This is a genomic window from Geobacillus sp. WSUCF-018B, assembly GCF_002809985.1.
GTDB classification, from domain to species: domain Bacteria; phylum Bacillota; class Bacilli; order Bacillales; family Anoxybacillaceae; genus Geobacillus; species Geobacillus thermophilus.
Genome location: NZ_PIJF01000009.1, coordinates 76,286 through 98,432, shown reverse-complemented (window position 1 = coordinate 98,432; position 22,147 = coordinate 76,286). Strand labels below are relative to the sequence as shown.

Sequence of the window (22,147 nt, the reverse complement as noted above, 5' to 3'; positions counted from 1 at the left end):
GACACGCCTCAAAGAATAAGGATTGCTTGAAGCAGTCAAACTTCTTTGGAAGCCCCCACTTCAAATTTTCGCTAGAAAATTAAGTGGGGGTAGTTCACACCGCCACGCTCATGATTGTATCACATCTTGTCCTTAAAGTTCGGCCACGCTGCAATATTTTTTTGCGCTATACATTCCCATTATTTTGTCGTTGCAGGATATCTCCCATCACCAATAGAATGGTATTTGTCGAAGGGCATGCGGCGGTGCCGGAAAAGGCGGAAGAAATCAAAGCGAACGCCATCGCCCGGGCGAAAGACTTGGCGCACACGTTTTAACGGGAGAACGGGTATTGCGCGGAAAATGGCCGCAAACTTGGCTCGGGAGCCTCTTCATTCGGAGAGGCTCCTTTTTTATTGGACAACCAAACCGCCGTGACGTTCATATACGCTGGTGGGGAGCCGTATGGTATAATAAACCATATAGAATGAAGAGTGGGGGTTCCTCGTTGGTGAAGGAATACGAACGATATCGCCTGGTGCGTCTGCACAGCGCGGCGGCAGCGTTGGCGGCCATGCTGTTTGGCTTGCTTTTGTTCGTTGCAGGGCGGCTCCCTTTTTCGCCTAGTTTCTATCATTCTATTCATCTTGCTTTAGGGCTTGCCGCCGTTGTCGTCTGTTGGCTTGTCGCCGTGCAAGGGTGGGCCGTGTTTCCTCACACGCTGTCGATGGAACGGCTTGTGATGGGGGCGCTGTTTTTCTCCTCAGGGACGCTGTTTTCGTTTCATTTTCTCCTTTCATTCTCAGACGTCGGTGAGGCGTCGTTGTTTTCGCTTGCCGCTCGCTTTACGCTCGCTTGGGGGCTGCTCTTTTTATTTTCGCGTCCGGACGAGGTGATGGAGCGTCGCAGCGGCCAGCGTTGGCAGGCGTTTTTAGCCGCCTTTGCTTATACAGTGGCGGTTGGGCTATTCATTCATGTTACGGCGCCGCTTTGGCTGGAAGATCGGACGAGCCGCTGGCCGCTTTGGTGGCAGGCGGGAGAAGGGGCGGTCGGTTTGCTTGATGCGGCCGCGGCTGCGCTTGTATGGCGTCGCTATCGGCAGGGCGGCTCTCCTGCACTCTTGTACTGGCTGATGGCGTTGCTGCTGTTTGCCTTTGGCCAAGTGCTGCTTCTGCTCGGCAACGGGCATGTGCTATGGGGGCAGCTGTACGAAGTGGCCGGATTTTTGTATGTCGTGCGCGCGATGTATGTGGAAACGATCGAAAAACCATATGTGGAGCTGAAACAGCACAAACAGCAGCTGGAAATGATGGCGAACGCCCTTGGCGAGGGATTGATGATGTTAGACCGGGATGGACAAATCGTTTGGATGAACCCGGAAGCCGGTCGGCTGATCGGTGTCGTCCCTGAGGAAGCGAAAGGAAAGCCGTTATTTTCCTTTGTCTCGCTCGCCGGGCCGGATGGGTCCGCGTGGGACTGGAAGCGGCTGCGCCGTGTTGTCAAACAGCTGAAAAGCGGCGAGGTGATTCGCGTCGAGGAGGAGCCGTTTCGCCGCCATGACGGCGTGTGCCTGCCGGTCGGCTACACGCTGGCGCCGGTGATGGAAAACGGTGCGCTGACAGGGCTTGTCGCCGTTTTGCGCGACATGACGGAGAAAAAAGAAAAAGAGCGGCTCGAGCGCGAGAGGGAACAGCTCGACTTTGAACTGTCGCTTGCCGCGAATATGCAACGGGCGCTTTTGCAGACATCGTCGAAGGCGGATTTGCCTTCGTACGTCGACATCAGCGTCCTCAGCGTCCCTGCCCGAGTGTTGAGCGGCGATTTTTATCACTTTGCTGTCCATCAAACATCGGTGTCCGTCGGCATTGCCGATGTATCGGGAAAAGGCATTCCAGCGGCAATGCTCATGACGCTGATGAAATTTATTCTGGACCGGACCGTTCATTACGGAACGCAGCCGCACGTGTATCTTGACCTGCTGAACCGATTCGCCTACGACTACACCGAGCCGTCGATGTTTGTCACGATGTTTGTCGGCAATTACAACGAAAAGACGCATACGTTCTCGTACGCGTGCGCTGGGCACGAACCGGCGCTTTGGTACCGGGCGAAAACGAAACAATGCGTGCCGCTTCACGCGAAAGGGTGCGCGCTCGGGTTGTTTCCGCAATTTTCGTTTGAGACGAAGTCGGTAGTGCTCGAGCCGGGTGATTTTGTGCTGCTGTACACCGATGGGGTGACCGAAAAACGCGGCGAAGAGGCGGACGATGATTTTTCCGTCCTCGCCTCGATGGTTGCCCGCGTCAATTTGGACCAGCCGGCAGCGCAAATCGTCCGCGATTTGTACGAGCATATCAAGGCGTACCACCAATACGAACAAAAAGACGACCAGACGTTGTTGTTGCTCCGCCGCCGCTGATGCCGCCCTAGCCGGCCGGCGGCGGCGTTTTTGGCTGTTACGACGGGTAGGCAGCGGCCAGCTGCCGTTTCAGCTTTTCGATCGCCCGCTTTTGAATGCGGCTGATCGTCATTTGCGAGACGCCAAGCCGTTCAGCGAGCGACCGTTGCGTCTCGCCGCGGCGGAAGACGGCGTCGATGACGATTTGTTCTTGCTCGCTCAGTTTGCCGATCGCCTGCTCTAAATCCATTCGCTCGATCAGCGACTCGATTTCGTTCGCTTCATCCGCGACGAATTCACCGATCGTCGTCGCATCCTTTTCCCCGTCTTGCACCGGGGCGTCGAGCGAAATCGCCTGGTAATGGTCGCGGCCGGCTAAAATCTCGATCGTCTCTTCCACCGATAAGCCTAAATGGGCGGCAATTTCATCTATGTTCGGCGACCGCTCGAGCTTGACGGTCAGTTCGTCGATGGCTTGCTGCACTTTGCTTCCTTTCTCTTTCACCCAGCGCGGCACTTGGATATACCACGCTTTGTCGCGCAAATAGTTTTTCATATAGCCGATCAAGCTTTTCATCGCATACGATTCAAAGTTTGTTCCTTGGTTCGGGTCGTAATGGTCAAGAAGGCGCAAAAACGACAGCCGGCCGACTTGAAACAAGTCTTCGTAAAAATCAGGGCGGCTGCGCGCCATTTTTTTCGCTGCGGCCGCAATGAGCGGCTCAAAACGCACGAGCAACGCTGTCGCCGCTTCTTCCGTCTTCGTTTGTTGATAGGCGGAAATAAGGGCGTCAAGCTTGCTCTTGGACAGAGGAGGGGGATATACAGTCATGGGCATGCTCTCCTTCGCCGTGAAGGCGGAATTTCGTCAGGCGGACTTCCGTTCCGCCTTTGGTCGTGACGCGGACGTCATCCATGAGCGCTTCCATTAAAAAGAGGCCGAGGCCGCCGACTTTCACATCTTGGAGTGGCTTGCCGGACAGCGACGCCGCCTGTTTGATCGCCCGTTTGTAGTCAAACCCTTTTCCCTCATCTTTAATGACGATGGAAAGCGCATCGGCGCTCATCTCAAAACGGAGGTGAATATCGCCGCTTCTTCCGTTGTAGGCGTGAAGCACGACGTTGTTGCACGCTTCGGAGACGGCGACTTTCATATCTTCGATTTCTTCATAGGAAAATCCCATTTTGGCAGCCAGCCCGTATAACGTCAAACGCACGATGTCAAGAAACTGTGCATCGGCTGGAATCGACAGCTGTACGATCGTTTCGTGCTCTTTCATGATTGGCCTCCGATCCTTTCTGACGCATCGTTCATTTCGGAAAAAAAGTAGGATACTCCAGTTAAATCGAACAGACGCCGCACTTTCGGCGGCACGTTTTCAATGGCAAACGGCGCCCCGAGTTGATGCCGCGTTTTTAACAGCGCTACAAACATGCCGATCCCGGTGCTGTCAATATACGTTAAATCTTCGAGACGAAGAACGAGCGGTTTGGACGCATCGCCGGCGAGCGGTTTGACGGTGCGTTGAAATTGCTCGGCTGCCGCCAGGTCCAGTTCGCCTTTTATGTATACAACGTGCCGATCCGGCTGTTCGTCATGAACAAGACGGAATTGTTTCTGATCCATTTCTTTCACCCCACTGTGCGTTTGATGGATATCCCGGTGTTGCGTTGGCGCCGACGGCTTAGCTTGTCCGGCCTTTGGCGTTTACGCTTTCTATACCCATATTTTATACTTGTTGAAACAGGGAATGTCGAATGAAAAGGGGACATGATGATGGAAAGATGGAAACAATGGGCGAAGAGAATAAAAAAGGAGATTTTTGTCCTCTATTCCGCCTGCCGCGACCGGCGTGTTCCGGTTTGGCTGCGGCAGGGGATTGGCGCATTTCCTGTTGGGGAAACAGGTTTCGCTATGGTTGCCTCAATCTGAACATTCACTTCGCTTTGACGCTGGTGTCTTTTGGGCTACAATGATAAAAGGGAAAAAGCCGATGGCAAAGGAGTTGCTCGCAATGCCGATTCTCAAAAACGACTGGGCTCCGCTGCTTGAAGAGGAGTTTCAAAAGCCGTACTACTTAAAGCTGCGCGAGTTTTTAAAAGAGGAGTACCGGACGCGGACGATCTATCCCGATATGCACGATATTTTCAACGCCCTTCATTATACACCGTATGCAAACGTCAAAGTCGTGCTGCTCGGGCAAGATCCGTACCACGGCCCGGGGCAGGCGCACGGGCTTAGTTTTTCCGTCAAGCCGGGCGTGCCGGTGCCGCCGTCCTTAGCGAACATTTTTAAAGAGCTGCATGACGACCTCGGCTGCTACATACCGGATAACGGCTATCTCGTGAAATGGGCCGAGCAAGGGGTGCTGTTGTTAAACACCGTGCTGACCGTCCGCCGCGGCCAGGCGAACTCCCATCGCGGCAAAGGGTGGGAATATTTCACCGACCGCGTCATTGAGCTCGTCAACGAAAAAGACGATCCGGTCGTCTTTTTGCTTTGGGGCCGGAACGCGCAAGAGAAAAAAGAACGGATTACGAATCCGCGCCATCTGATTATTGAAGCGCCGCACCCGAGCCCGTTTTCCGCCGCGCGCGGCTTTTTCGGCCATCGCCCGTTTTCGCGGACGAACGCGTTTTTAACCAAGCACGGACGCGAACCGATCGATTGGCAAATCGAGAACATCGGCGCCCGCGCTGAATGAAGAAAGGGGGAAGACATCATGACGATCTCTTTGGCGGCGGTTGTCGCCAAAATGGAAGACGAATTGCGCAAGGCAAAGGCGGCCCATGACCCGCAGCGGATGCGTGAACATGTCGCTGCCATTCGCGTTTTATGCGATTTGATGCTGGAAACGACAGGCCAGCCGCAGCCGTCCGTTCCGTCTGTCTCGACAGAGTCGCTTGCCGTCGGCGGGCCGATTTCGGTTGCTGGCGGGCTTTCGCTTGGAGCCGTTTCTGTCGGAGGACGTTCTCCCGACATTGACGATGAGGCGAACGGGGAGTCGTTGTTGGATTTTTGAGGGGGCAACGAAACACCGTGGAAAACGGTCTTCTCCACGGGGAATGTTGATCAACAGAACTCCGTTGAATCGCTTGCCTTTGTTTGCGCCAAAAAACAAGAAGCGGTTCACCGGCTTGGATGCGGGTCTTGCCGGTGGCGCCCCCGATGATCGGCTCTGTTGAGTGAAGCGGCTGACACCTATTCGTCATTTGTTATCGAGGAACATTTCCATTATATTAATGTAATGAGGGAAAACAATCTTTCATTAGAAAGGCGGAACAGCTATGAAAACATTCGTCCTTCTCGGCGCGCTCAATGCGTTTTTAGCCGTCGCATTGGGAGCGTTTGGCGCGCACGGGCTGGAAGGGAAGATTCCGGATCGTTATTTGGAGATTTGGAAAACGGCGGTCCAATATCAGATGTTCCACGCATTAGGGCTGCTTGTTGTCGGATTGCTCGCTGGCAAGGCGCCAAATGTCGGGCTGATCGGTGCGGCGGGCTGGGTGATGTTCGCCGGCATCGTGTTGTTTTCCGGGAGCTTGTACGTATTAAGTGTAACGCAGATTAAGCCGCTTGGCGCGATCACTCCGTTTGGCGGCGTCGCTTTTTTGGTCGCCTGGGTGATGATCGGCTATGCGGCGTTGAAATGGCTGTAAGCGAAGCGCGGGCAAGGTGTACCCCGAACAGGAAATCACGCGCCGTCCCAATCATAGAAGGCACCTTTTTTGTTTCGTTTGCCACCATGATAGACAACTGGGCGTCAGCAACTTGTGATGGACGTCGCATCGGATGAAAAAAAGCAGGCTACCCCGGGGCAGCCTGCTCATCGAACATCGGTTTTGCGCTTGCACTCAGCGCGGCGAATAGGAGGCGAGCGGCGTGGCGGAGGCACCGGCAAACGGATATTCGTAGGCGATTTCTCCTTCAAACGTGACGTAATCGAGGTAAATCATCGGGATCAAATAGCGTGTGCCTGTTTGTGGGTCGCTTAAAATGACATGGTCACGTCCAGCCGCTTCAATGACGCCGCGAAACACCTTGGCATTCCACTCACGGTTGTTTTCAAACGTCGCATAGATAGTGGCGACTTTTCCTTTGTTTAACCGTAAAATGTTTTCAATGTACGATTCTTCAATCGGCAGCATCCCTGGAATCGATGGGCCGGTGGTGGTCGGCATCGGTGTCGGGGCCGTAAACGTCGGCGCCTGCAAACCGAACGTCGGAGCGGCGGCTGTCGCCGGTGTCATCGTTGGAGCGGCAGCCGCTTGCGGATAGTAATAATACGGGTACGCCGCCGGATAGTACGGCTGCGGATACGGATAGCCGTATGGATAGGATGCATACGGTTGTTGCCGTTCTTGACCGAACGGCGAATAATAAAATGATTGTTGCTCCTCATCAAGTGGATAAAATTGATTTTCTGGATTGTTCGGCATAAAGAACCCTCCTCAATATTAAGAATAGACACGTGGGCAGTCGGATGGAGTCGGTGCAAAAAAGCAATGCGATTTGTAGCGGCCGACGTTCCACTGGCCAAACCATTGCGGTGGGCACGGTTGACCTTCAGGTGGTTTAAAAAACCAAAGGGCGTTTGTCGCTGGGTGGTAGCGCCAACCGCGGAGCACTTGGCGGGCTAGGCCGATGTCCACTTCGCGCGCCCGTTGGTAAAAGTACCCTTTTTGCACCGCCTCAAAGCCGCCCGGGCTTTGAAACACCATTTGCCGGATAGAGCGGATGCCGCGGAAGTCAAGGCAGTCGGCGATGACGCGGTTGACGCCGACGTTGCCGACCATGAGCATCCCAAGCCGCCCGTCTCCTTCCGCTTCGGCTCGCATGAGCCGAGCCAACAACTTCACTTCCTCTTCTGTGTGGGCTACAATGGAGGGAGCGATCTGACCCATATCGTCACCTCAGTCGTTGTGAATTTCGACAGTAATAGGCTATTGATGGAACAGGAAAATGGTGACAGACAGACAGGCGATTTCTCGGAGGAATTTCTGATTTATATGTATGGGGCAGTTGGGCTGGATATGACAGAAACAGGGGAGGTTGACCAAAAAGGGAAACCCGTTGCGCAAGAAAGACCCGTAACATGATGTGCAAAGGGATGACGGCGGAAGAAATCGCTCGTTTGGCTGACCTTTCAGGGGGAGGAGCTCGCCGGTTGCTTGAAGAACAGGAAAATAAGCGAAGGGGCCCTGCCGCGTTTGGGCCCCTCTTTTTTATACATGGAAGAACGAAGGAACTTTTTCCACCGACAAGCGAGTGCCGACGAAAAATGAACCAAACTCGCCAAAGCGGGCGCTCACTTCATCAAAGCGCATTTCATAGACGAGCTTTTTGAACTGGAGTGCATCATCCGAAAACAAGGTGACGCCCCATTCAAAATCATCCAAACCGACGGAGCCGGTGATGATTTGCGTCACTTTGCCGGCGTATTTTCGGCCGGTCATGCCGTGGGCGCGCATGAGTTCGCGCCGCTGTTCCATCGACAACATGTACCAGTTGTCGTTGCCTTGGCGCCGCTTGTCCATCGGATAGAAGCAAATGTAGTTCGTTTTCGGTAAAATTGGATACAAACGGCGGCGCACCTCTGGAATTTGGTACGGATCTTCGCTGCCGGACGCCAAGTAGTTGCTCAACTCCACGACTGAAACGTACGAATACGCAGGTAATAAATAGTCGGCGAGTTTCGTTTTGTTAAGCGCTGTTTCGATTTCATGCAGCTCATCCAGCGTCGGCCGCAAAATCATGAACAAAATATCGGCTTTTTGCCCGACGATCGTGTAGACGGCATGGCTTCCTTGCTTCTCGCTTTCCGTCGTCTCCCATTGGTCGACAAGCGCTAAAAACTCACTGATCGCTGCCTCGCGCTCTTCGTTTGGAAGTGTTTTCCACGCGCTCCAGTCGATCGTGCGGAAATCGTGCAAACAATACCAACCGTCCAACGTTTGGGCCGCTTCGCTCATCATCGTCACTCCTTTATTCAATCAATTGTACAGTACCACTATATCATAGTTTGGCCAAAAAAGCGGGTGTCCGTGCATAAAGCAAAAGATACTGAATTGTTCCAAAAGGTGAATTATTGATTGGAAGGGCTTACGATCGTTGCGTTTTCGTATCGAAGCGGTATGCTTAATGTAGAGAAAGGCTGATGCCTGGAGACAGGCGGGCCAACCGTGAAGGAGGCATGAATCGTGACAACCGATTTATTTACGGCATTAAAAGCGAAAGTAACCGATACGGGTCGAAAAATCGTGTTTCCGGAGGGAACCGATGACCGCATCTTAACGGCGGCGAGCCGTTTGGCGACGGAGCAAGTGCTTCAGCCGATCGTCCTTGGCGATGAGCAAGCTGTGCGGGTGAAAGCGGCGGCGCTTGGCTTGCCGCTTGAAGGGGTGGAGATTGTCAACCCGCGCCGCTACGGCGGGTTTGATGAGCTAGTTTCGGCGTTTGTGGAGCGGCGCAAAGGGAAAGTGACAGAAGAAACGGCGCGCGAGTTGCTTTTCGATGAAAACTATTTCGGTACGATGCTCGTTTATACGGGAGCGGCCGACGGCCTCGTCAGCGGGGCGGCCCACTCGACGGCGGATACGGTCCGACCAGCCTTGCAAATCATTAAAACGAAGCCAGGCGTTGGCAAAACGTCCGGCGTGTTCATCATGGTGCGCGGCGACGAAAAATATGTGTTTGCCGATTGCGCCATCAACATTGCTCCTAACAGTCATGATTTGGCTGAAATCGCGGTCGAGAGCGCCCGGACGGCCAAAATGTTCGGCCTTACGCCGCGCGTAGCGCTGTTAAGCTTTTCCACGAAAGGGTCGGCCTCGTCGCCGGAGACGGAAAAAGTCGTTGAGGCGGTGCGGTTGGCGAAAGAAATGGCGCCGGATCTGATCCTTGACGGTGAGTTTCAATTTGACGCCGCGTTTGTGCCAGAGGTGGCGAAAAAGAAAGCGCCGGACTCGGTCATTCAAGGGGACGCAAATGTCTTTATTTTCCCGAGCCTTGAGGCGGGCAACATCGGTTACAAAATCGCCCAGCGCCTTGGCGGCTTTGAAGCGGTCGGCCCGATTTTGCAAGGGCTGAACAAGCCGGTCAACGACTTATCGCGCGGATGCAGCGCCGAAGACGCCTACAAGCTCGCGCTCATCACCGCGGCGCAGTCGCTTGGGGAGTAAAGAGGCGGCGAACTGAGCAAGAGGAGTCGGAACCGGTTCGTTTTGCCAAAGAATGGGCGATCTCTTGTTTCATGCATGGATTCGTGTCAAAGAAGGCGGCTGGCTGCTGTTTAGCCGCTTTCTTTTTTAATGGCCATAATCGTTCCAGTTTGATGTGGTATAATGAGAGCGGAACGTTCAACGTAAGGGGTTTGCTGCGATGAGCCATGAATTGCTGCGGCAGCCGAAATGGCGGGTCATCGACCAGTCGCATTTCGGTCCGCTGTTTGATGCGAAACAATCGTTTGCCATCGATGATGCATTATGCACCGCGGTTGGCGCGGGACAGTCGGATGCGGTCGTCCGCACGTGGGTGCATGAGAATACCGTCGTCTTAGGCGCCGCTGATACGAAGCTTCCGTACATCGATGAGGCCATTTCGTTTTTGCGCCAGGAAGGGTATCGCGTCGTCGTCCGCAATTCCGGCGGGTTGGCCGTTGTCCTTGACAGCGGGGTGTTGAATATTTCGCTCATTTTTCCGGAAACGAAAAACACGATTGCCATCGAGCAAGGGTATGAGGCGATGTATGCGCTCATGGCCGCCATGCTTGCCTCATACGGCGCCCGCGTTGAGGCGGGGGAAATCGTCGGTTCGTATTGTCCGGGGAGCTATGACTTGAGCATTGGCGGCAAAAAGTTTGCCGGCATTTCGCAACGGCGCGTGCGCGGCGGCGTTGCCGTGCAAATCTACCTTTGCGTCAACGGGAGCGGAGCCGCGCGGGCTGAGCTTATTCGCCGTTTTTATGAGCTCGGCCGCCAAGGAGAGAAAACGAAATTCGCCTACCCCGATGTTGTCCCAACTGTCATGGCGTCGCTGTCTGAGCTTCTCGGCTGCGAGTTGTCGATCGATGAGCTGCTTGTCGCCCTTTGGCGCACGCTGCAGTCGTTTGGCGGCGAGCTGTATTCGTCTGCCCTCGAGAACGGCGAATGGAATTGGTATGAGCAGTATTGGGCGCGCATCGTCGAACGGAATGAAACGGCGCTCAGCGGTGCGCTTTCAGCAGGGGAGTAAGGGAAGCAGTCCGTCCGGCGGCAGGCGAAGAGCCTGCGTTCATCGCCTGACGCCGCCGGCAGGCAAAAAGGATGCCCCGTGTCTCGGCCGCACCGGAGAGAGTGCGATCAAGGCGCAGCCATGGATAGGGCATCCTCATTTTGTTTATTCTGCTATTTTTTCCAAGTTGCCGTTCGGGTCCATACGGAAGGTCAGCCCCCGCTCTTCTTCCTCTTTTAACACCATTTTGCGCGCTCGGTTGATGATTTTCACGAGCGTCTCGAAATCTTCTTGCACCGTTGACGAGTTTTCTTCTAATTTCGCAACCTTTTCTTCAAGCTCTTTATTTTTTTGCTTTAATTCTTCAATTTCGCGGCGCAGCCGCTCGTTTTCTTTGATCAGCGTCTCCCGTTTCCGTTCATGGGATTGGAACGTTTTCAAAAAAGCGATCACTTGATCCAGCGTCACTTGTTGCGGCGGGGAGGACGGGATGACGGCAGGCAGCTGCATCACCTCTCCCAGCTCTTCGAGTGATGGCATCGGCGGCTCGTACAGACGCCGCTTTTTCGCGCCGCCTTGTTTGGCGAGCAGCCGTTGCCGTTCTTTTCGCTGTTTTTTTGCCAACTGCAATGCTTCTTCGTAGCGATGGCGGACGACCGCGTTCCAGCGAAAGCCGCAGGCGGCCGATGTCCGGTTCAGCCTGTCGCCGACTTCTTCAAAGGCGTTGAGTTGGGTGCTCCCTTCACGCACATGGCGCAATACGGTCTCTGCCAACAATAAATCGTCTTCTTCCGTCCAAGCGTCTTGCCGTTGTTTCACTGTTCTCCACTCCTTCTTTCAATGCTAGTAAAAGCATGGACAAAATAAAATGAATTTATACGTTGCAAGTTTACAGGATTGACAAGTTGAAAGAATGAAAGGCCGCAAACTTGCAATTTTCTTCGGGAAGCGGTAGAATACACAAAGCAAACGCTGCAGAAAGGGATGACGCATAATGGCAAATGAGTTTCGCGTTTGCGACGACTGCAAGGCGCCGAATTTAAAAACATTGATTCCGCGTTTGAAAAAGCTGGATCCGGATGCGGTCATTAAAATCGGCTGCCAGTCGTATTGCGGTCCGGGGCGGAAAAAAACGTTCGCCTTCGTCAACAACCGCCCGGTGGCAGCGCTGACGGAGGATGAGCTGATTGAAAAAGTGGCTGAAAAGCTGAAAAAACGGTGACGAATCACCTTCTTTGCCGAAAGAAGGTGATTTTTTGTTTTTTCCGTCAATAATGGAGAAAGACGGAGAAAAAAGTCAACTATTTCTTTGCCAAAAGAAACGGCGTATAATAGATGTATGTTGGAGACGGAAGAGGAGGATGCGATGTATTCCGGCGGGCAGCTTGACGAAGAAAAAGTGTTTAAAGATCCGGTGCACCGATACATACATGTTCGCGACAAAGTCATCTGGGATTTGATCGGCACAAAAGAGTTTCAGCGCCTGCGCCGCATTAAGCAGCTCGGCACGACATATTTGACGTTTCACGGCGCCGAGCACAGCCGGTTTAACCATTCGCTCGGCGTTTACGAAATCATCCGCCGCATCATTGACGACGTGTTTGTTGGCCGCGATCATTGGGATCATAGCGAGCGCCTTCTTTGCCTATGCGCGGCGCTCTTGCACGATTTAGGGCACGGCCCGTTTTCCCATTCATTTGAAAAGGTGTTTCGCCTCGACCACGAAGATTTTACACAGGCAATCATTTTAGGCGATACAGAAGTGAACGCCGCCTTGCGCGAAGTGGGTGACGATTTTCCGCAAAAAGTGGCGGAAGTGATCGCCAAAACGTACCCGAACAAGCTTGTGGTGAGCCTCATTTCGAGCCAAATTGACGCCGATCGGATGGACTATTTGCTACGCGATGCGTACTACACCGGCGTCAGCTACGGCTATTTTGACATGGAGCGCATTTTGCGCGTCATGCGCCCGCGCGAAGACCAAGTCGTCATCAAACGAAGCGGCATGCATGCGGTCGAGGATTACATTATGAGCCGCTACCAAATGTATTGGCAAGTGTATTTCCATCCTGTGACGCGCAGTGCGGAAGTCATTTTAACGAAAATTTTGCATCGGGCGAAAAAGCTGTACGAGGACGGGTATACGTTTGCGACGAAGCCGACCCATTTTTTATCGTTTTTTGCCGGCCATGTAACGCTCGGCGACTATTTGGCGCTCGATGAAGCAATCATCCTGTTTTACTTCCAGCAATGGCAATACGAGCGGGATCCGATTTTAAGCGACTTATGCCGGCGGTTTGTCCACCGCCGCCTGTTCAAATATACGGAGTTCCATCCGACAAACGAGCAAATGGCAAAGTTGATCGAGCTGACCGGCCTGTTTAAAAAGGCTGGGATCGACCCGGACTATTACTTAGTCGTCGATTCATCGTCCGACTTGCCGTACGATTTTTACCGGCCGGGCGAGGAAGGCGAGCGCCTGCCGATTTATTTGTTGATGCCAAACGGGGAGCTGCGCGAGCTGTCGCGCGAATCGGTGTTGGTTGACGCCATTTCCGGCAAGCGGCGCACCGACCATAAGCTCTATTTCCCCGCTGATTTTCTTGAAGACATGTCGACGAAGCGGACAGTGAAGAAAAAGATTATGGAAATTTTAAAGGGTTAGGAGATGACGGAGAGTGCTCACAGAGCATGCGAAAGTGATGAAGGCGTTGGCGGCCGCCGGGGAAATAGCGGGCCGCAAAAAGCTGCAAAAAATGATTTACATCGCCAAAAAGCTCGACTTTCCGTTTTATGAGAAGTTCGACTTCCACTTTTACGGCCCGTATTCGGAAGAGTTGACGTGCCGCATCGAAGAGCTGTGCGCGCTCGGCTTTTTGCATGAAGTGAAAGAGAAAAAGAGCGGCTATGTGCAATACCGCTATACACTGACCGAAGCGGGCGAACAGTTTTTGCGCCATTACGACTGGGAGATGCCGGGCCTTGCCGAATGCATGCAGGCGATGAACGGACAAAACGCACGCTTTTTGGAGCTTGTCTCCACGGTGCTCTATTTTGAACATTTGTCAAAAGATGAGGTAAAAGAGAAAATCGCTGTCGTAAAAAGCAAGCAGCGCTATACGGAGGACGAGATCGAAGAGGCGTATGCGTATATTGAGGCGCTGCGCAGCCGATGCCACAAGAGCGCTTGTGTGTAGACGGGTGGAAAATGCGGTTTCAACGGATCGTCAGTTGGCCATAGACGAAAAGGTGTCCCATTGTTTCCGGGACACCTTCTTCTTTTGGATTAATGAGGCAAAAACGCCAGCTGCAAAAAGAACAGCACGGCAAGCACGTACAGCAGCAACGGCACATCGCGCCAGCGGCCGCGGGCGATTTTTAAGAGCGGGTACGAGATGAAGCCGAGCGCGATGCCGGTCGCGATGCTGGACGTGAGCGGCATGCTTAAGATGATGAGAAAGGCTGGGAACGCTTCGTCCAGTTCGCGCCAATTGATATGGGCGATGTTGCTGATCATCAAGCTGCCGACGACAATGAGCGCCGGGGCGGTGATGGCAGAAAGCCCGGCGACGGCGCCGACAAGCGGGCTGAAAAAGGCGGCTGCGATGAACAAGACGGCGACCGTGAGCGCGGTCAAGCCGGTGCGGCCGCCGGCGGCGACGCCGGTTGACGACTCGATGTACGCCGATGTCGGGCTCGTGCCGAACATGGCGCCGATCGTGGTCGCGACGGAGTCGGCCAAGAGCGCCTCGCGGGCGCGCGGCAGTGTGTTTCCTTTCATCAGTCCCGCTTGCTGGGCGACGCCGATCATCGTGCCGGTCGTGTCAAAGAGCGTGACAAGCAAAAAGGAAAAGACGACAGCGTACAAGCTGTGGCTGATGACATCGCCAACGGCCGTCAATGGATTGGCGGCGACAAGCCCTTCCGGCAGCGACGGCAGCGAGACGATACCTTTGTCAAAGTGAAGCTGCCCGGTCGCGTAGGCGATGACGCCGGTCGCGACCATGCCGTAAAAGAGCGCGCCGTTGACGCCGCGCATCATGAAAACGAGCGTCACCGCCAGGCCGATGAGCGTCAACACGGCCGACGGGGCATGCAAGTTGCCAAGCGCGACCAAATTTTGCGGATGGGCTTGGATGATTCCGGTCAGCCGCAGGCCGATAAAGGCGATAAACAGCCCGATGCCGGCGGTGATGCCATGTTTTAAGCTGTCGGGGATCACTTCGATCAGCTTGCTGCGGAGCGGGGTGAGCGACAGCAGCAAAAACAACACCCCGGCCACAAACACAGCGGAAAACGCGGTTTCGTACGAAATGCCGCCGTGCGAGCCGACGACGGAATAGGCGAAATAGGCGTTCAGCCCCATGCCGGGGGCAATGGCGATCGGATAGTTGGCAAAGATGGCCATCCATAGCGTGCCGACGACGGTCGCGATGACGGTGGCGGTGAACGCCTGTTCAAACGGGACGCCGGCGTCCGACAAGATAACCGGGTTGACGACGATGATATACACCATCGTGAGGAACGTGGTCAAACCGGCGAGCATTTCCGTCTTGCGGTCAGTCTGTTTTTCTGCGAAACGAATCATGGGCGACCTCCTAAAAACGAACAATGTTAGAAACCATTATAATAATATTCGTTTTTCCCTAAAAATGCAACGGGGGCGTTTCAGGCGCCCCCATCGCTTCTTCACTCCGCGTCGCTCAGCCGTTTTCCGGCGACGGCGTAATGATCTTTCGTCATTTCTTCGATAAAAACGACAACGCTCTCTTTTTTCGCCCCCGTCGTTTCCACAACGGCGTCCGTCACTTTTTCAACAAGCGCTTTCTTCTGTTCATCCGTGCGGCCGGCGAGCATTTTGATCGTTACGTACGGCACGGTTGTCCCCCCATTTCATTGTCGAGTGCTGTCGCGCTTATTATACCACGGGATGAGGAAGTTCAGTCCACTTTTTTCTGCTAATCATGTATACTAAAGATAGTGAATATAGGGAAAAGGAGTTTATGAAGTGGATCGAATTTTGCCGTATTCGTTAAGTGAAATTCCGTACGTGCTCTTGACGCTGGCGTTAGCATTTTCCGTGCATGAGTTCGCCCATGCGTACGTCGCCTACAAGTTCGGCGATCCGACGGCGAAAAACCAAGGGCGGCTGACGTTATCACCGTTTGCCCATTTGGATTTGCTTGGCACGCTGCTCATTTTCTTGGCCGGGTTCGGCTGGGCGCGCCCGGTGCCAGTCAATCGCTTTTATTTCAAAAATCCGCGCCTTGCCGGCATTCTCGTGTCGGTTGCCGGACCGCTGAGCAACCTCGTGCTTGCCGCGCTTGGATTTGTCATTTGGTACGCGATGATCGATTTCGGCCTCATGCGGGCGCTGCCGGATTGGTTTGCGGCCGGGTTTGATCTGTTTTTCCAAATTTTTATCAGCTTGAACGCCGTCTTGTTTGTGTTTAATTTATTGCCGTTTCCGCCGCTTGATGGGTATCGTATTATTGAAGACTTGGCCCCGGATGGGCTGCGGGCGAAAATGACGCAGTGGGAAACGTACGGGGCGCTCATTTTCCTTGTTCTCGTGCTGACGCCGCTCGATCGCTATACGATTGAGCCGGTGTTTCAAGTGGCGCTGCCGTTTGTGCTTGAGAACTTGCAGTCACTTGTGGCCAGCTTGTTTATGTAGGAAGGAGGAACAAGCGGATGGAGCAAAAAAAGAAAAAAAACATCGGCTTTAATATCATCAAAGACGACCCGACCGACGGGCACCGCGGCTTTGGCGCCGGGGCGTTGAGCCTAGAAAACGTGTCGCCGGTCATCATTGACGTCGAAGCGGGTGAAGCGTTCGTTGATATGGGGGCGATGCATGCCCGCAGCTCTGTTGAGCGCGGCATCAAGTTTTTGCCGGATCGCTCCGCCGTGCCAAACGGCAAGCCGTATTGGATCGTCTGGGTGACGATCGAGCGCCGCGAGGACGGTCCGTATTACGCCGGGGTGACGGCGTGCGAAATGACGATCGACCGTGAGGCGCGCCGCGGTTATAAGTTATTGCCGGAACATGTGAACCGGCTCGATAAATCGCTGAAACGGCATATCATCGTCGATCATATGGACGCTAAGTCGAAGCGGGTGCTCGCCGACTTTTTGAAAGGGCATGACATCGGGATGTGGAACCGCTCGAGCGATGAACTGAAAAAAGGACTCGAAGGCGAATTGTGACGGTTTTGTGAACATGTTTGCCTAAGGGCTTGTTCTTATCTGGAAAAAAGGATAAACTAAATCTACATGTATAACACAGGAAAACTAGGACAAGAAAATCCCCTGCGGGCAAACGCAGGGGATTTTCTTGTTTAAAACCATGGAAACCATTTCTCGAACCAGCTTTTTCCGTCTTCTTTTTTCTTCTTTTTCTTTTCCAAATGGTCGGTGCAATAGTCGGTCGGTTCTGTACCGATGAGATAGTACGTTTTTCGTTTCACCGGACAGGAGTCGGTGGCCAGCTTGCCGTTTTGCGGGTCGATGTAGACGCCGATGACGCCTTTGGTCGGCTTGAACGATTTTTTCGGCTCGCCGGCGAGGCTTTTCTCCATAAAGCGGATCCATATTTGTTTCGCGTATTGCTTTTCGTCAAAGCGGCTCATCGTTTCGCCGCGGTCGTAGCCGGTCCAGACGCCGGCGACTAGTTGCGGGGCGAAGCCGATCATCCAGCTGTCCGTTTTCGTCGTCCCGGACTTGCCGGCGTACGGGCGCGTCATTTCATCGGCGATCGATTGCCCGGTGACGGTCGTATAGCCGTTAAGCTTTGGGTCGAACATTCCGGTCATTAAATGGGTCGTCACAAACGCCGCGTCGCGGTCGAGCACTTGCCGGCTCTCCGGCTTATGTTCATACAGCACGTTTCCGTTTGCGTCGACGACTTTTTGAATAAACACCGGTTCGGTTTGTTTGCCGTAGTTGGCGAGCGTGCTGTACGCGGCCACCATGTCGATCACTTTCACGGGCGAGGTGCCGAGCGCCAACGACGGCACTGCTTTCAATCTGCTTGTGATGCCGAGCGCTTTCGCTGTGTCGACGAGTTTGTCGGCGCCGATGAACTGGAGCGTTTTCACCGCAAAGACGTTGTCGGATACGGCGAGCGCCTCGGCGAGCGTGATCGGGCCGTTGGCATAGTAGTCATTGTAATTATGGGGGGTGTACGACGATCGGCCCCCGTCAAACGTAAAGGTGGTCAGTTCGCTGCGCAGTTGGGTCGATGGGGTGAATCCTTGCTCGATCGCCGCGTAATACAAAAACGGCTTAAATGTCGACCCTGGCTGGCGTTCCGCCTGCACGGCCCGGTTGAACGGGCTTTCTTCGTAGTTGCGTCCGCCGATGAGCGCCTTTACTTCCCCTGTGCGCGGATCCATGGCCACCAATGCCGCCTGGATGGCAGAATGGGGACTGATGACTTGCTTAACTTGTTCTTCGGCGATTCGCTGCAGGCGTCGGTCGAGCGTTGTGTAGACGCGCAGCCCCCCGAGCTCAATCGTCCGCTCATCAAGGCCAAGCTTCGTGCGCAGCTGCTGTTTCACAACATCTTGGAAATACGGGGCCACAGGCTGCTCTCGTTCGCGGTGGCGGATGTAAACGAGCTTGTCACGGTACGCCCGCTCCGCTTCTTCGCGGCTGATGTAGCCGGCTTCCACCATGGAGGTGAGCACGATTTTTTGCCGCGCTTTTGCCCGCGCCTCGTTGACAAGCGGCGAGTAGTAATACGGCCCTTTCGGAATGCCGGCGAGCATCGCCGCCTCGCTCAGCGTCAGCTCGCTCGCGTGCTTGCCGAAATAATAGCGCGCTGCTGCCTCGATGCCGTAGGCGCCATGGCCGTAGTAAATCGTATTTAAATAGCCTTCTAAAATTTGATCTTTGCTGTAGTTGGCTTCAAGGCGGATCGTGTACAACGCTTCCTGGATTTTTCGCGACCACGTTTTCTCATGTGTTAAAAACAAGTTGCGTGCATATTGCTGGGTGATCGTGCTCGCTCCTTGCACTTTGTCCATGGCCTCGAGATTGGCGAGCACCGCGCCGGCGATCCGTTTCAAGTCAAATCCGTGGTGTTCGTAAAACTTTCGGTCCTCAACGGCAATCGTCGCCTCGATGACGTGCGGGGAAATGTCACCGAGATGAACCCAGTACCGCTTTTGTCCATGGTCGCTTTCCCCGATTTTGCGGCCGTCGTCCGCATAAAAAATCGTCGTCTGCGGCACGGCGACCGGCGGGGCGCCTTCGATTTTCGCGAACAACACAAAGCTCCCGAGAGCGGCGAAGGCAAAGATGGCGAGAAAAAAGCCGATAAAGACGGCGGCGCGCACATATTTCCACGTGCCGCGAAAACGGCTGCCCGGGATCGGTTCCATTGCGCATCACCTCAACGGTTTTGGCGTTGTTTTAGACATGCGGGCGGACGCCCGGCTGAATGCGCCGCCTTGCTTTTGTCAAGGCTTCGCCAGCGAGGTTTTCCGCTTTTTCTTACCAGTATAAAAAAAAATTTTTTATTTTAAACTTGTTCCTCTTGCATTTTTGCTAGATTGCTCTATACTTTTTCATGTTTAGTTTTTCGTTGGCTAAGGAAAACTTGTATAGTAAGCAACGCCCGGAGAAAGGATGTTACCGAATGGAACTTTGGTTTACCGAAAAGCAAACGGAGCATTTTGGCATCACCGCACGCATCATCCGCACTTTACATACAGAACAGACGCCGTTCCAAAAACTTGATATGGTCGAAACGGCGGAGTTTGGCAACATGCTCATTCTAGACGGCATGGTCATGACAACGCAAAAAGACGAATTCGTCTACCATGAAATGGTCGCCCACGTGCCGTTGTTCACCCACCCCAATCCGGAAAACGTGCTTGTCGTCGGCGGCGGCGACGGCGGCGTCATTCGTGAAGTGCTGAAGCACCCAAGCGTCAAAAAAGCGACGCTTGTCGAAATTGACGGCAAAGTGATCGAGTGCTCGAAAACCTACTTGCCGGAGATTGCCGGCAAACTCGATGATCCGCGCGTCGAAGTGAAAGTCGATGACGGGTTTATGCATATCGCCAAAAGCGAAAACGAGTATGACGTCATTATGGTTGACTCAACCGAACCAGTCGGCCCGGCGGTCAACTTGTTCACAAAAGGGTTTTATGCCGGCATCGCCAACGCGCTGAAAGAGGACGGCATTTTCGTCGCTCAAACGGACAACCCGTGGTTTAAAGCAGACTTGATCCGCAACGTCTACCGCGATGTGAAAGAAATTTTCCCGATCACCCGTTTGTATACGGCGAACATTCCGACGTATCCGAGCGGGCTCTGGACGTTTACGCTCGGCTCGAAACAATACGACCCGCTTGCGGTGAGCGACGACCGGTTCCATGACATTGAGACGAAATATTACACGAAAGAATTGCATAAGGCGTGCTTCGTTTTGCCAAAATTTGTCGCGGACCTAGTGAAATAAGGGGGCAGATCGATGCGTTTTGATGAAGCTTATTCGGGCAACGTGTTTATTGGCAGCCACCCGAACTTCGAAGAGAGCGAAGCCGTCATTTACGGCATGCCGATGGACTGGACGGTCAGCTACCGGCCTGGCTCGCGGTTTGGCCCGGCCCGCATCCGCGAAGTGTCGATCGGGCTTGAGGAGTACAGCCCATATTTGGACCGCGAACTCAAAGACATCCGCTACTTTGACGCTGGGGACATTCCGCTGCCGTTTGGCAATGCGGCCCGCAGTTTAGAGCTGATTGAGCAGTTCGTGAAAAAGGTGCTTGACGCCGGCAAGTTTCCGCTCGGCCTCGGCGGCGAACATCTCGTCTCTTGGCCGGTCATCAAAGCGGTGTACGACTATTACCCGGATTTGGCCGTCATTCACATGGATGCGCACACGGACTTGCGCGAACATTACGAAGGCGAGCCGCTGTCGCACGCGACGCCGATCCGCAAAGTCGCTGACTTGATCGGCCCGACGAATGTCTTTTCGTTCGGCATCCGTTCCGGTATGAAAGAGGAGTTTGAGTGGGCGAAAGAAAACGGTATGTACATCGCCAAGTTTGAGGTGCTTGAACCGCTCCGCTCCGTGTTGCCGAAGCTCGCTGGCCGTCCGGTGTATGTGACGATCGACATCGATGTGCTTGACCCGGCCCATGCCCCAGGCACTGGGACGGTCGATGCCGGCGGCATTACGTCAAAAGAGCTGCTTTCGGCCATTCACGAGATCGCCCGCTCCGACGTGCGAGTCGTTGGCGCCGATCTGGTGGAAGTTGCGCCGATTTATGACCATTCCGAACAAACGGTTAATACGGCGAGCAAGCTTGTGCGGGAAATGCTGCTTGGCTGGGTGGCGAAGTGAAAAATGAGAAAAAGCGCCTAAATCGCAAGTTTGCGAGGGCGCTTTTTTCTTTGGTGGGACAAAAGATGCAGGAATATGAGCGTACGGAGCGTAATAATATGTAATGTATTTACAGAAAAAGGAGAGGGGGAATGAAGATGGGCGTGAAGCTGATCAAAATTTCCGTTGTGTACTTTGTCATTGGCGTCTGTATGGGGCTTGGCATGTCGATGACCCATTCGTTTGCGCTGACCCCGGTCCATGTCCATATCAACTTGCTTGGCTGGACGGCCTTGACGCTTGCTGGCATCATCTATCATTTATTTCCACAAGCGGCGGCGACGAAATGGGCGAAAGTGCATTTCTGGCTGCACAATATCGGCCTGCCGGTCATGATGATCGGTCTCATTTTCGTCGTTTACGGTAACGAAGCGTTCGTGCCGGTGACAGCGATTGGCGGGGTGCTCGTCGTGATAGGTGTCATTCTTTTTGCTATTAACGTGTTAAAAAATGTTCGGGCGTCATCATAAAATACCGATGGAACAGAGGGTGTCCCAAAAGGATCGGGACACCTTTTCTTATTACCGTATGTAGGCATAAAACAATCATTAAGATAACGATATGTTGTGTTTTGTTTAAGGAAAAACAACCTTTTGGGCCAGCCCCTTTTTTTGCCCACTGGAGCGGAAATCTGCCATCGGGTTTGTCCCCTCTTGAATGGAGCGGAACAGTTCATTATACTATAAACTATGACTGTTTGTTCGCAAAGGTGTGTTTATCGATATGAAGGAAACAAACGGCATCCCGGCGCGCCTCCGCCAAGTGGCTGTCATTCGCGACGGTCCGCGCCAAGAGACGGTTGTGCTTGAGGCGGACGGGGTGTATTACATAAAAGGGGAAACAGGCTATTTGCAGTTTGAGGAGGAAAACGAACTCGGGCGGGTGAACAACATTGTGAAAATCGCGCCTGACGAGGTGACCATCCTTCGCTCCGGAGCGGTCGAGATGCGGCAAACGTTCCGCCGCCGGCAAGAAACGCCGGGCCATTACGGAACGGTGTTTGGGCGGTGGGCGATGGCGGCGAAAACGGATGCGATCGAGTTTCACTATGACGATAAGCGGAAGCGGGGGCGGCTCTTTCTCTCCTACGAGCTTTTCTTGCAAAACGAGCGGAGCGGACGCCATACGTTGACGTTGACATTTAAGGGGGTATAAGCCG

General features: G+C 53.8%; 25 protein-coding genes and 1 pseudogene. 16 read left to right on the top strand and 10 right to left on the bottom strand.

Translation table 11 applies throughout. The features are described 5' to 3' along the window. Positions 1–221: 221 nt before the first annotated feature. Together CV944_RS04700 and CV944_RS04695 are read left to right on the top strand one after the other, a co-directional pair. A pseudogene (locus CV944_RS04700) lies at positions 222–317 on the top strand (FMN-dependent NADH-azoreductase); the annotation flags it as partial. A gap of 173 nt (positions 318–490) precedes the next feature. Next, a complete protein-coding gene (locus CV944_RS04695) occupies positions 491–2,398 on the top strand; it encodes a SpoIIE family protein phosphatase (protein WP_044745354.1) in 1,908 nt (635 codons plus the stop codon). 37 nt (positions 2,399–2,435) lie between these two features. Here CV944_RS04695 and CV944_RS04690 read toward each other — a convergent pair whose 3' ends face one another. The 3 genes from CV944_RS04690 to CV944_RS04680 are packed head-to-tail and all read right to left on the bottom strand — an operon-like array spanning position 2,436 to position 4,004. Next, entirely contained in the window at positions 2,436–3,209 is a 774-nt protein-coding gene (locus CV944_RS04690) for a sigma-70 family RNA polymerase sigma factor (RefSeq protein WP_100659072.1), read from the bottom strand. Next, on the bottom strand, positions 3,169–3,657 hold the full coding sequence (gene rsbW, locus CV944_RS04685; RefSeq protein ID WP_011232890.1) for an anti-sigma B factor RsbW: 489 nt from the start codon (positions 3,655–3,657) through the stop codon (positions 3,169–3,171). Before rsbW ends, CV944_RS04690 begins: the two co-directional genes overlap by 41 nt. After that, positions 3,654–4,004 (bottom strand): STAS domain-containing protein, encoded by a 351-nt coding sequence (locus CV944_RS04680; protein WP_100659071.1) that lies wholly within the window; start codon positions 4,002–4,004, stop codon positions 3,654–3,656. Before CV944_RS04680 ends, rsbW begins: the two co-directional genes overlap by 4 nt. Positions 4,005–4,392: 388 nt before the next feature. On the opposite strand from CV944_RS04680, the gene CV944_RS04675 reads away from it, so the two are divergent. From CV944_RS04675 to CV944_RS04665, 3 genes are all read left to right on the top strand, one after another. Continuing rightward, on the top strand, positions 4,393–5,082 hold the full coding sequence (locus tag CV944_RS04675; protein ID WP_011232888.1) for a uracil-DNA glycosylase: 690 nt from the start codon (positions 4,393–4,395) through the stop codon (positions 5,080–5,082). A gap of 18 nt (positions 5,083–5,100) precedes the next feature. Then, positions 5,101–5,400 (top strand): YwdI family protein, encoded by a 300-nt coding sequence (locus CV944_RS04670; protein WP_063167150.1) that lies wholly within the window; start codon positions 5,101–5,103, stop codon positions 5,398–5,400. Positions 5,401–5,665: 265 nt separating this feature from the next. Beyond that, the gene (locus CV944_RS04665) at positions 5,666–6,037 is read left to right on the top strand and encodes a DUF423 domain-containing protein (protein ID WP_015376087.1); all 372 of its coding nucleotides are present in this window, start codon (positions 5,666–5,668) and stop codon (positions 6,035–6,037) included. Positions 6,038–6,232: 195 nt separating this feature from the next. On the opposite strand, the gene gerQ is transcribed toward CV944_RS04665, so the two are convergent. The 3 genes from gerQ to hemQ form a co-directional block, all read right to left on the bottom strand. Further along, positions 6,233–6,817 carry a spore coat protein GerQ gene (gerQ, locus tag CV944_RS04660; RefSeq protein ID WP_044745350.1) on the bottom strand — a complete coding sequence of 195 codons (585 nt, stop codon included), beginning with the start codon at positions 6,815–6,817 and terminating at the stop codon, positions 6,233–6,235. Positions 6,818–6,835: 18 nt separating this feature from the next. After that, entirely contained in the window at positions 6,836–7,282 is a 447-nt protein-coding gene (locus tag CV944_RS04655; protein ID WP_011232884.1) for a cell wall hydrolase, read from the bottom strand. Between the two features lie 321 nt (positions 7,283–7,603). Continuing rightward, positions 7,604–8,350: a hydrogen peroxide-dependent heme synthase gene (hemQ, locus tag CV944_RS04645; RefSeq protein WP_011232883.1), complete on the bottom strand. Its 747-nt coding sequence runs from the start codon at positions 8,348–8,350 to the stop codon at positions 7,604–7,606. 228 nt (positions 8,351–8,578) lie between these two features. Here hemQ and pta point away from each other — a divergent pair, with 228 nt between their 5' ends. Together pta and lipL are read left to right on the top strand one after the other, a co-directional pair. Further along, positions 8,579–9,559: a phosphate acetyltransferase gene (gene pta, locus CV944_RS04640; RefSeq protein ID WP_033011017.1), complete on the top strand. Its 981-nt coding sequence runs from the start codon at positions 8,579–8,581 to the stop codon at positions 9,557–9,559. Positions 9,560–9,758: 199 nt separating this feature from the next. Next, positions 9,759–10,610 (top strand): octanoyl-[GcvH]:protein N-octanoyltransferase, encoded by an 852-nt coding sequence (gene lipL / locus CV944_RS04635; protein ID WP_033011015.1) that lies wholly within the window; start codon positions 9,759–9,761, stop codon positions 10,608–10,610. A gap of 144 nt (positions 10,611–10,754) precedes the next feature. Here the strand turns inward: lipL and CV944_RS04630 are convergent, their stop codons facing one another. Continuing rightward, positions 10,755–11,408 (bottom strand): RsfA family transcriptional regulator, encoded by a 654-nt coding sequence (locus tag CV944_RS04630; RefSeq protein ID WP_033011014.1) that lies wholly within the window; start codon positions 11,406–11,408, stop codon positions 10,755–10,757. Between the two features lie 175 nt (positions 11,409–11,583). Here CV944_RS04630 and CV944_RS04625 point away from each other — a divergent pair, with 175 nt between their 5' ends. The 3 genes from CV944_RS04625 (at position 11,584) to CV944_RS04615 (ending at position 13,786) form a co-directional block, all read left to right on the top strand. Continuing rightward, positions 11,584–11,811: a YuzB family protein gene (locus tag CV944_RS04625; RefSeq protein WP_025948348.1), complete on the top strand. Its 228-nt coding sequence runs from the start codon at positions 11,584–11,586 to the stop codon at positions 11,809–11,811. Positions 11,812–11,955: 144 nt separating this feature from the next. Then, positions 11,956–13,254, top strand: a complete 1,299-nt coding sequence (locus CV944_RS04620; RefSeq protein WP_015376082.1) for an HD domain-containing protein — start codon at positions 11,956–11,958, stop codon at positions 13,252–13,254. A 13-nt stretch (positions 13,255–13,267) separates the two neighbouring features. After that, positions 13,268–13,786 carry a YwgA family protein gene (locus CV944_RS04615; protein ID WP_033011011.1) on the top strand — a complete coding sequence of 173 codons (519 nt, stop codon included), beginning with the start codon at positions 13,268–13,270 and terminating at the stop codon, positions 13,784–13,786. Positions 13,787–13,875: 89 nt separating this feature from the next. On the opposite strand, the gene CV944_RS04610 is transcribed toward CV944_RS04615, so the two are convergent. Together CV944_RS04610 and CV944_RS04605 are read right to left on the bottom strand one after the other, a co-directional pair. Further along, the gene (locus tag CV944_RS04610) at positions 13,876–15,177 is read right to left on the bottom strand and encodes an NCS2 family permease (RefSeq protein ID WP_100663894.1); all 1,302 of its coding nucleotides are present in this window, start codon (positions 15,175–15,177) and stop codon (positions 13,876–13,878) included. A gap of 101 nt (positions 15,178–15,278) precedes the next feature. Then, positions 15,279–15,467 (bottom strand): 2-hydroxymuconate tautomerase, encoded by a 189-nt coding sequence (locus CV944_RS04605; protein WP_020961553.1) that lies wholly within the window; start codon positions 15,465–15,467, stop codon positions 15,279–15,281. Positions 15,468–15,597: 130 nt separating this feature from the next. Between CV944_RS04605 and CV944_RS04600 the strand changes: the two genes are divergently transcribed. Further along, positions 15,598–16,266 (top strand): site-2 protease family protein, encoded by a 669-nt coding sequence (locus tag CV944_RS04600; protein ID WP_063330594.1) that lies wholly within the window; start codon positions 15,598–15,600, stop codon positions 16,264–16,266. Between the two features lie 17 nt (positions 16,267–16,283). Continuing rightward, a complete protein-coding gene (locus CV944_RS04595) occupies positions 16,284–16,799 on the top strand; it encodes a YwhD family protein (protein WP_063330595.1) in 516 nt (171 codons plus the stop codon). 131 nt (positions 16,800–16,930) lie between these two features. On the opposite strand, the gene CV944_RS04590 is transcribed toward CV944_RS04595, so the two are convergent. Continuing rightward, on the bottom strand, positions 16,931–18,976 hold the full coding sequence (locus CV944_RS04590) for a transglycosylase domain-containing protein (protein WP_100663893.1): 2,046 nt from the start codon (positions 18,974–18,976) through the stop codon (positions 16,931–16,933). 257 nt (positions 18,977–19,233) lie between these two features. Here CV944_RS04590 and speE point away from each other — a divergent pair, with 257 nt between their 5' ends. From speE to CV944_RS04570, 4 genes are all read left to right on the top strand, one after another. Further along, complete coding sequence (gene speE, locus CV944_RS04585; RefSeq protein ID WP_063330597.1) at positions 19,234–20,061, top strand: polyamine aminopropyltransferase; 828 nt, start codon at positions 19,234–19,236, stop codon at positions 20,059–20,061. Between the two features lie 12 nt (positions 20,062–20,073). After that, positions 20,074–20,949 carry an agmatinase gene (gene speB, locus CV944_RS04580; RefSeq protein ID WP_044745357.1) on the top strand — a complete coding sequence of 292 codons (876 nt, stop codon included), beginning with the start codon at positions 20,074–20,076 and terminating at the stop codon, positions 20,947–20,949. Positions 20,950–21,080: 131 nt separating this feature from the next. Continuing rightward, a complete protein-coding gene (locus CV944_RS04575; RefSeq protein WP_011232870.1) occupies positions 21,081–21,458 on the top strand; it encodes a hypothetical protein in 378 nt (125 codons plus the stop codon). Between the two features lie 253 nt (positions 21,459–21,711). After that, positions 21,712–22,143 (top strand): YwiB family protein, encoded by a 432-nt coding sequence (locus CV944_RS04570; protein WP_033010742.1) that lies wholly within the window; start codon positions 21,712–21,714, stop codon positions 22,141–22,143. Positions 22,144–22,147: the final 4 nt, after the last annotated feature.